We start from the raw sequence: 8,826 nt of genomic DNA, 5'->3' as shown, positions 1-8,826 counted from the left end.
TGCGGTGGGCGGCGGGCGGGACACGCCCCCGCCCTGCGGGGCGTGGGGGGCGCGCGGGGGGTGGGGGGGGGCGGGGCGGCGGGGGGGGGGGCGGGGGGGGGGGGCGCCCCCCCCCCGCCGGGTCTCCGAGGTCAGGGGACGATGCGCTCGACCGCGGCCGGGCCCAGTTCGGCCAGTCGGCGGCGGGCCTCCTCGATGTTCTTCTCGGTCAGATCCTTGCCCTCCGCGAGTACCAGGTCCTCGGGGTCGACGGGCGTTTCGGCGCCACTGCGCAGGTCCATCCGCGGCCGGTCGCCATCGGGGATCTCGTTCACGGGAATGCGCTCGTCACTCATCTCGCCGTCCTTGGCTCGGGGGTGGGATCGATGCCGGGCGTTCGGCCCTGCGGCACCGCTCCCGACTACCCGTTGCACCACGAGTGGGAACCCGGGAACCCCGCGCCAAACTTTTTATACATCCGTCCTAGACATGTGTCTTATACGCTCGTACAGTTCCTGTCATGACCTCCACCACAGCCAAGGCCGGCCGCAAGGAATGGATCGCACTGACGGTCCTGCTCCTCCCGCTCCTGCTCGTGTCGATGGACATGGGCGTGCTGTACTTCGCGCTTCCGTTCATCAGCGAGGATCTGGAGCCCAGCGCCCCGCAGCAGCTCTGGATGATGGACATCTACGGTTTCCTGCTCGCGGGCCTGCTGATCACGATGGGCGCGCTCGGCGACCGGATCGGTCGGCGCCGGTTGTTGCTGATCGGCGCGGCGGCCTTCGGGGCCGGCTCGGTGGCCGCGGCCTTCGCGAACAGCGCCGAGACGCTGATCGCCGCCCGGGCGCTGCTCGGGGTGGCCGGTGCCACGCTGATGCCCTCGACCCTGGCGCTGATCCGCAACATGTTCCACGACCCGGCCCAGCGGCGGACCGCGATCGGAGTGTGGACCGCCGCGCTGACTGCGGGCGCCACGCTGGGCCCGGTGGCCGGCGGTCTGCTGCTGGACCACTTCTGGTGGGGTTCGGCGTTCCTGCTCAACGTGCCCGCGATGGTGCTGCTGCTCGCGGTCGGTCCGTCTCTGCTCCCGGAGTTCAAGGACGCCGCCGCCGGTCGGCTGGACCTGATCAGCGCCGGGCTCTCGCTGGTCGCGGTGCTCGGCGTGATCTACGGGATCAAGGAGATCGCGGCCGAGGGCTTCGCGCCGCGCTACCTGGTCGTCATCGTGGTCGGCCTGGTCATGGGTCACCTCTTCGTCCGCCGCCAGCGCACCATCGCCGACCCGCTGCTCGACCTCGAACTGTTCCGCGATCGGGCCTACAGCGCCTCGATCGCGGTCAACGTGATCGCGAGCATCGCGATGCTGGGCTCCGCGCTGTTCAACACGCAGTACATGCAACTCGTGCTCGGCATGCGGCCGTTGGAGGCGGCGCTGTGGTCGCTGACGGTGATGCCCGGGATCATGGTCGCGCTCACCGTGTCCGGCATCCTGGCCAAGCGGGTGCGGCCCGGCTTCCTGATCGGCGCGGGGCTGCTGCTCGCGGTGGCCGGCTTCCTGGTGATGAGTTCGGCCCGACCGGACTCGCCGCTGGTGCTGGTGCTGGTCGGCGCGGGTCTGGTCGCCGCCGGGGTGCTGATCGCCACCACGCTGACCGCCGAGATGATCCTGACCGCCGCGCCGCCGGAGCGGGCCGGGGCGGCGGGGGCCACTTCGGAGACCGGCAGCGAACTGGGCGGGGCGCTGGGCATCGCGATCCTGGGCAGCATCGCGGACGCGGTGTACGGGCGGGACATGCGGAACGCGACCCTCGACGGGGTGCCGGCCGACGCGGCGGACGCCGCGAACGACACGCTGGCGGCGGCGAGCGCGACCGCCGGGCGCATCTCGGGTCGGGCCGGCGACCAACTCCTGGACACCGCGCGGGACGCCTTCACGCACGGCATGCAGTACGCCACCCTGGGCGGCGCGGTCCTGCTCGCGCTGGCCGCGATCGTGGCCACCGCGCTGCTGCGCGGGGTGCCGGTCGCCGCCGAGACGCAGGCGCAGGCGAAGGTGGAGTCGGAGTCGCACGCGCCGGCCGGGACGGTCGCGTCGGTCGCGTCGGTCGTGGGTGGGCCGGTGCCCACCCACTGATCACCCGTCCATCCACACCGCCCGTGGTGGAGGCGGGCGACACCGAACACCCGAAGGCGACCCCGTGTGGGGTCGCCTTTGTGGTGAATACGGGAAATACCGAACGGTCACGGCATATGGCGTGTGGTCAAAGGGGTAAACGCGCCCGATCAGGTCGAATCGGCATTGATTCTCACCATTTCGAGCAGCGAGCCACACCGAAAGCAGTTGCCCACAGGTTTTCCACAGGATGTGGATCTTCCTTGTGGAAGATCAGCGCGCTGCCCGGCTCCGGCTGTGGATAAACGTCTCCAGTTCGAGGTTTTCGGTGTCCGAAAAGACCCGGTCGGGAATGGTCATCGCCTGGGTGGGGCCGAACTCGAAGATCCACTGGGTATCCACCCGGCGCACTTTGCGGAAGGTGTCCCACGGGGTCGCGCTGCGGCTGCCGCCGAGCGTGGTCACGAACTCCTCGTCGGTGAGCGTGACCTCGCACGGCACGCCGTGCATGTGCCTGTTCTGCCGGGCGGCCTGGATCGGCGCCCAGAACCGCAGCGCGAGCATGGCCAGGCCGAAACCGACGAACGCGAGCGGCCACAACACGGTCGTACCGGTCAGCAGTGCCTTCGTCACCAGGACGACGCCCAGCACCGAGAGCACCGCCCCGGCCCCGAACAGACCCCGGAAGAGGCCGCGTCGAAAGGCGAGCACGCCCTCCGCGATATCGGCCTCGGTCGGGACGTAGGTGGTCGAGATATGCACCCGGCCATGGTCGCACGCGGGTCGGGCCGGGCCGGCTACGGCTACGACTCGCGGGGTTCCGTGGGCGCCGCCTCGGGCGGCGGTGGTTGCGGGGTGTCGCCGGGGCGGGCGTACCACGCGGGTGGGCCCAGGGGCCCGGCCTGCGCGGGCGGCTCGCTCCACGGGCCGCCGGCCGTGTGCCCGGGCGGCTGCCACGGCACGGGCGCGCCGTACGCCGGCACGGGCCCCCACGCGGGGTGCGCGGCCGGATGTCGAGCCGGCGGCAGCCACCCGGGCGGCGGGGCGAACGGGCCGGTGCCCGGCGGTGGCCCCCAGCCGGTCGGCGCCCCGTACGGCGCGGCCCCGTACGGCGCCGCGCCCGGCGGGCCGAACGGCGGCATGCCCGGCGCCCACCCGGGCGGCGGCTTGATGTAGCGCCACCTCGGCGACGGCATCGTGTGGTCGATCACCCGTCCCAGGATCGGCTTCGCCGCCCACACCCGATCCAGCAGCTCGCGCTCCTGTTCCGGGTACTCCGGGGCCGGTCCCTTGCGCGAGCGGCCGGCGCGCCGGCGCAGCTCGGCGAGCAGTGTGGCGTCCGCCTGATACGCGCGCAGTCGCGCCGCCCCGGTCGGGCCGAGCATGGCCTTCGCGGTGCGCAGCGCCCGCGAGCGGTCGGCCATCGAGGACAGCAGCAGCGGCTCGTGCGGGCGGAACCAACCCGCCGCGACATAGCCCGGCAACTCGTCCTCGACCGCGCGCAACTGGTCGCGTCGCACGATCACCACGTACCAGACCAGCCCGCCCAGGATCGGCATCATGACCAGGAAGTACACCCCGAGGAAGGCCAGTCCCTGGGTGGCCGAGCCGTTCCAGGCCGCGTGCAGGCCGACCGCGCACACGTAGCCGCCGAGCGGAAGCAGGATCCGCGCCGGTCGGGAGCGGGCCGCCAGCGAGAGGCCGAAGCCCAGCCCGATCATCGAGGTGAACAGCGGATGGGCGAACGGCGACATGATGCCGCGCGCGATGAAGGTGCCCCACGTGGTGCCCAGACCGTCGCCGCTGTCCTCGCTCGCGGCGAACTCCCGGCCGAAGTACAGGATGTTCTCGGTGAACGCGAAGCCGGCGGCGCTGATCGCCGCCGGAATCAGGCCGTCCAGGACGCCGCGGAGCCGGCGCCGGATGGTCAGGAACAGGAGCAGGACCGCGAGTCCCTTGACGCACTCCTCCACCACGGGCGCCACGATGGTCAGCCCGAGCAGCTCGGCGTCCTCTTCACCCTTGAGGTCCATCAGCTTGTCGAAGGACCAACTGTTCGCGAGCAGCGCCACCAGCGCACCGGCACACGAACCCCACGCGAACGCGAAGAGCAGGCTCTTCCACGGCAACGGCCGGACCCGGCCCAGCCACACGATCGCGCTCACCACCAGCGGCGCGGGCACCAGCGCCATCAACGCCCCGACGAGCAGCCCCTGGACGCCGATGGTGTCGCCGAGCATGACCGCGACGGTGACCGCGCAGGCGAGCAGCGCGGTGCCCAGTACGGTTATTCGCGCGGTCTGGTTCGCCGCGAGGGTGCGCAGCCGCGACTTCTCGACCGGCCCGGGCCGGTACAGGGCGAACTCGTACGCGGCCCGGTCCGGAGGGACGGGACCGGCCGGCGAGTCGGGTCCTTGCGATGCGTCCATTGGGGTGACGATAACGCCGCGCGGTGGCGCGGTGCCCCTTCCTCGGGTCGGCTGCCCGGCTCAGCGGCGCCGGAAGAGCAGATCCGCCACCTCGTGGCCCTTGTCCAGTCCCTGCTGTTCGAAGCGGGTGACCGGCCGCCAACTCGGGCGGGGCGCGTAGCCGTCCGCGGTGTTGACCAGTTCGGGCTCGGCGCGGAGCACTTCGAGCATCCATTCCGCGTAGTGCGCCCAGTCGGTCGCGCAGTGCAGGATTCCGCCCGGCGCCAGGCGGGACGCGGCCAGCGCGGCGAAGGCGGGCTGAATCAGCCGGCGCTTGTGGTGTCGGGTCTTGGGCCACGGGTCGGAGAAGAAGACCCGGATGCCCGCGAGGCAGGCCGGCGGCAACATGTCCCGAAGCAATTCGATCGCGTCGCCGTTGGCCACCCGTATGTTCGTCAGCCCGCGGCGCTCGGCGTCGTGCAGCAGGCTGCCCTGCCCCGGGGTGTGCACGTCGATGGCGAGCACGTTGGTGCCCGGATCGGCCTCGGCCATCGCCGCCGTCGCCTCGCCCATGCCGAAGCCGATCTCCAGCACCACCGGGCGGTCGTCCCCGAACAACTCGCCGAGGTCGAGCCGTCGGTCCGCGACGTCGAAGCCCCACCGCTCCCACAGCCGATCCAGCGCGTCGCGTTGGGCCAGGGTGACCCGGCCCCGGCGCGGGGTGAAGCTGCGCACGGTCGCGAGATGGGTGATCGGGCGATCGGTGATCGGGACGCCGGTGGCGGTCGAGGCGCCGGGAAGAGGGGACATAAGACAAGGATTTTACGGCGAATCCCGGGGGCGGCCGATCGTCGGGGGAACCCCTGGCATCGGCGGCGGCGGGCCCGGGGCCGCGGGCGGCGTCGATCCGACCGGTACCGGCGGTGCTCCGGGCGGGGCCGGCGCCGTACCCGGACGCAGTCGGAACACCGCCCAGAACAGCACCGACGCGACCAGGAACGCGCCGAACAACCACGCCGCGCGCAGCAACATCCCCCGGGTGGCGCCGGTGGTCACCCCGGTCGGGTCGAGCAGCGTGAGCAGGAACAGGAACACCGCGACCGCGTACACCGCCGCCCAGCCCCACCTGCTCCACCGCCACAGCAGGTGACCGTCCAGGAAGCGGATCGGCAACAGGCCGAAGACCAGGCCGATCACTGCGGCGACATAGGTCTGGGTGAGGACGTTCTCGGCCAGCACCCAGCCGAAGGCCGGCGTGTCGTCGCCGGCCAGCACGTGTTCGACCGGGATCCGCCACACCCAGGCGCTCGCGCCCAACCCGGCCAGCGCCCACGCGCCCAGCGCGGTGGCCCGCCCCTCCTCGTGCGCGGACATCCGGCGCAGGCCGGCGTGGGTGAAGGCGAGGAACAGTCCGTAGATGTAGCCCGGCACCAGGTGCGCGAGCCGGGACCCGGTGCCCAGCAGCAGCGCGACCACCAGGGCGCCGGGAACCAGGTGCGGGAAGGCGCGGATCCGCGAGACGTGCCGGCGGTACGCCTCGGACACCCCCGCGTAGGCGAGCACGGTGAGCGGGACCGCGATCAGCAGGGACAGCGCGAGCGCGGACGTGCCCGCGTCCAGGGCCACGTTCGGTTCGACCGCGACCGTGCCCAGCGCGGACAGCAGCACGAAGGCGAGCACCTGGAGCCGCGGCGCGCGGGGCAGCGAGCGCGGGCGGGCCGCGCCCGGGCGCAACCGGCGACGGATGCGCAGGCGGTTCTCCTCCACGGTCTTGTTGAACAGTTCGGCGGCGAAGCCCACCAGCGGGAGGGCGAGCACGGCCCCGACGCCGGCGCCGGCCAGTGGCGCGGGGTGGTCGAGCAGGTCGCCGGGGGAGGGCAGGTCGAGCGCGGAGTCGGCGCGGTCGGCGGGTCGGCTCGCCAGGGCGGATGCCGGGTGTCGGGTGGGCAACACGGTGAACGCGAGCCGCACGCTGCCGTCCAGGCGCTCGTCGACACACGCCGCGCTCAGTTCGGCCCGCCCCTCGGGCAGCCCGGCGGGCATGGTCAGCTCGGCGTCGATCCGGCCGTCCGGGCCGACCGGCACCCGGGCCACCTCGCGGTCGCCGCGGCGGATCGCCAGGTCGGCCGGTCCGCCGCCGGTCCGACCGGCGCAGCCGGTGAAGCCGGATCCGGTCGCGCGGATCCGGTCACCGCCGCCGGCCTGTGCGGTGGACAGGGCGAACGTGGCCGGCGGGAGCGTGAGTTCGGCGTCGAGCACGACGTCGGCGTCGACCACGCCGAACTCGGCGTCGTCGGACAGGCAGGACACGGTGAGCCGGTGTGTGCCGCGACTGGGTGTCTGGGGGACGTGTACGCGCAGCGGCTGATACCGGACCAGCGCCTTCGGTCCGTTCGGCTCGGCCGGGGCGTAGAACGAGGTGACGAAGCGGCCGTCCCACAGGAGCGCGCCGTTGTGCGTCGCGGTGGCCGGCCCGCAGCGCAGGTCGGTCCAGACGGTGACCATGGAGTCGGGGGCCGCCGCGGCCGGTTCGAGCACCAGCCGCCGACTCGCCAGGTTCGCCGGCTGCGGCCCGGGGGCCGGGAAGCCGTCCGGGTTGCCCTGCTCGGTCGACGTGTAGTCGAACGTGGTTTCGGCCATCGCCTTCGGGATCGGCTCCCTGCCCCGGTTCGTGCACACCGTGCGGAAACCCTGGACGCCGACGTAGACGGGCGGATCCAGGGTGAAGCGCACGGTGAAGCCCTGCTCTCGCGCGGGATCGATCGGTACGTCCGCCGCGATCAATCGGTCGGCGCCCATCACGTTCGTGCGCAGCCGCGCGTCGTACCCGATCACGTCGACCCGGCCGGTGGGACAGCCGGTGTGACCGGTGCCCCGGAGCGTGACCACGTCGCCGGCACGCAGCGGCCCGCTCGGCGAGACCACCAGCCGGGCGCCCGGGGTGTCGGCGCGTGCGGGCGCGACCGCGCCGAGCAGCGCGCACACCACGAGTACGGCGCCCACGAGCAGGACGCGCGGTACGGCGGATCGCGGTACGGCGGTATTCACGGCCACGTGCAGTCCCCCGATCGGCCGGCCCGCGCCCATGATCGCGCGCCGACTCAGCGGCCGGCCAGGGCCCCCAGTCGTTCGGCGACCCGGGTGGCGATCTCGTCGCCGATCGGCAGGGACGCGGTGGCGGCGGGCGAGGGCGCGTTCAGGACGTGGATCGTGCGTGGGCCGCCGGTGATCAGGAAGTCGTCGACCAGTTCGCCGTTGGGGCGGACCGCCTGCGCGCGCACTCCCGCCGGCGCCCGGACCAGGTCGTTCGCGGTGACCTCGGGAAGCAGCCGCTGCACCTCGCGCACCATCGCGGGCTTGGCCACCGAGCGCAACAACTCGCCCGCGCCGTACCGCCAGTGCCGACGCGCGATGTGCCACATGCCCGGATAGGCCAGGGTCGCGGCCAACTCGCGCGGCGCGATCCGCGACCACGAGTAGCCCTCGCGACGCAGCGCCAGGACCGCGTTCGGGCCCACGTGCACGTCACCGTGGATGCCCCGGGTCAGATGTACGCCCAGGAACGGGAAGGCCGGATCCGGCACCGGGTAGACCAGCCCGTGCACCAGCCCGCGTCGCGAGGGCACCAGCTCGTGGTACTCACCGCGGAAGGGCACGATCCGCACCGGCGGCGGGTCGCCCGCCAGCTCGGCGATCCGGTCGCTGTACAACCCCGCGCAGTTGACCAGCACCCGCCCGCGCAACTCGCCGAGCCGGGTCTGTACGACCACCTCGTCCGCGTGCACGGCGAGGTCGACCACCCCCGCCCCGGTGCGCAACGCGACGCCGCGCTCGTGCAACAGGTCGACCAGGGTCCGGCACACGTCGGTGTAGTCGACGATGCCGGTGGAGGCGACGTGCAGTCCGCCGACGGACAACACGTGCGGCTCGCGCTCGCGAACCTGCTCGGTGGTCAGCTCGGTGACCGGCACGCCGTTCGCCAGCCCCCGCTCGAACAGGGTGCGCAGACGCGGGAGTTCGTGCACGCTGGTGGCGACCACGAGCTTCCCGGGGACGTCGTGCGCGATGTCGTGGCGGGCGCAGAAGTCCGTCATCCGGCGGGCGCCCTCGACGGCGAAGCGGGCCTTGAGGCTGCCCGGCCGGTAGTACAGCCCGGAGTGGATCACCCCCGAGTTGCGGCCGGTCTGGTGCGCGGCCCAGGAGGTCTCCTTCTCGACCACGGCCACGGTGCGTCCGGGGTCGCGCTCGGTGAGCGCGTACGCGGTGGCCAGGCCGACGATGCCACCACCGACCACCACCACGTCGTAGGTCAACGTCATGAGC

Annotated in this window: 7 protein-coding genes; 1 reads left to right on the top strand and 6 read right to left on the bottom strand. The window is 72.9% G+C overall.

All coding sequences use genetic code 11. The annotated features are described in order from the left end of the window. Positions 1-131: 131 nt before the first annotated feature. Entirely contained in the window at positions 132-335 is a 204-nt protein-coding gene (locus ACH4U8_RS35955; RefSeq protein ID WP_360311989.1) for a hypothetical protein, read from the bottom strand. A 164-nt stretch (positions 336-499) separates the two neighbouring features. Here ACH4U8_RS35955 and ACH4U8_RS35950 point away from each other — a divergent pair, with 164 nt between their 5' ends. After that, positions 500-2,116 (top strand): MFS transporter, encoded by a 1,617-nt coding sequence (locus tag ACH4U8_RS35950; RefSeq protein WP_395782521.1) that lies wholly within the window; start codon positions 500-502, stop codon positions 2,114-2,116. A gap of 252 nt (positions 2,117-2,368) precedes the next feature. Here ACH4U8_RS35950 and ACH4U8_RS35945 read toward each other — a convergent pair whose 3' ends face one another. From ACH4U8_RS35945 to lhgO, 5 genes are read right to left on the bottom strand one after another with little or no spacing between them, the layout of a single operon-like run. After that, positions 2,369-2,857, bottom strand: a complete 489-nt coding sequence (locus ACH4U8_RS35945) for a YcxB family protein (protein WP_360311985.1) — start codon at positions 2,855-2,857, stop codon at positions 2,369-2,371. 41 nt (positions 2,858-2,898) lie between these two features. Further along, the gene (locus tag ACH4U8_RS35940) at positions 2,899-4,524 is read right to left on the bottom strand and encodes a PrsW family intramembrane metalloprotease (RefSeq protein WP_395782520.1); all 1,626 of its coding nucleotides are present in this window, start codon (positions 4,522-4,524) and stop codon (positions 2,899-2,901) included. A gap of 60 nt (positions 4,525-4,584) precedes the next feature. Continuing rightward, on the bottom strand, positions 4,585-5,313 hold the full coding sequence (gene trmB, locus ACH4U8_RS35935; RefSeq protein ID WP_360311981.1) for a tRNA (guanosine(46)-N7)-methyltransferase TrmB: 729 nt from the start codon (positions 5,311-5,313) through the stop codon (positions 4,585-4,587). A gap of 12 nt (positions 5,314-5,325) precedes the next feature. Next, complete coding sequence (locus ACH4U8_RS35930; protein WP_395782519.1) at positions 5,326-7,557, bottom strand: FGLLP motif-containing membrane protein; 2,232 nt, start codon at positions 7,555-7,557, stop codon at positions 5,326-5,328. A gap of 47 nt (positions 7,558-7,604) precedes the next feature. Then, complete coding sequence (gene lhgO / locus ACH4U8_RS35925; protein ID WP_360311977.1) at positions 7,605-8,822, bottom strand: L-2-hydroxyglutarate oxidase; 1,218 nt, start codon at positions 8,820-8,822, stop codon at positions 7,605-7,607. Positions 8,823-8,826 lie beyond the last annotated feature (4 nt).

The organism is Embleya sp. NPDC020886 (genome assembly GCF_044333915.1).
GTDB lineage: Bacteria > Actinomycetota > Actinomycetes > Streptomycetales > Streptomycetaceae > Embleya.
Note: the sequence above shows the minus strand (reverse complement) of the source record. Positions and strands in the feature narration are given on the sequence as shown.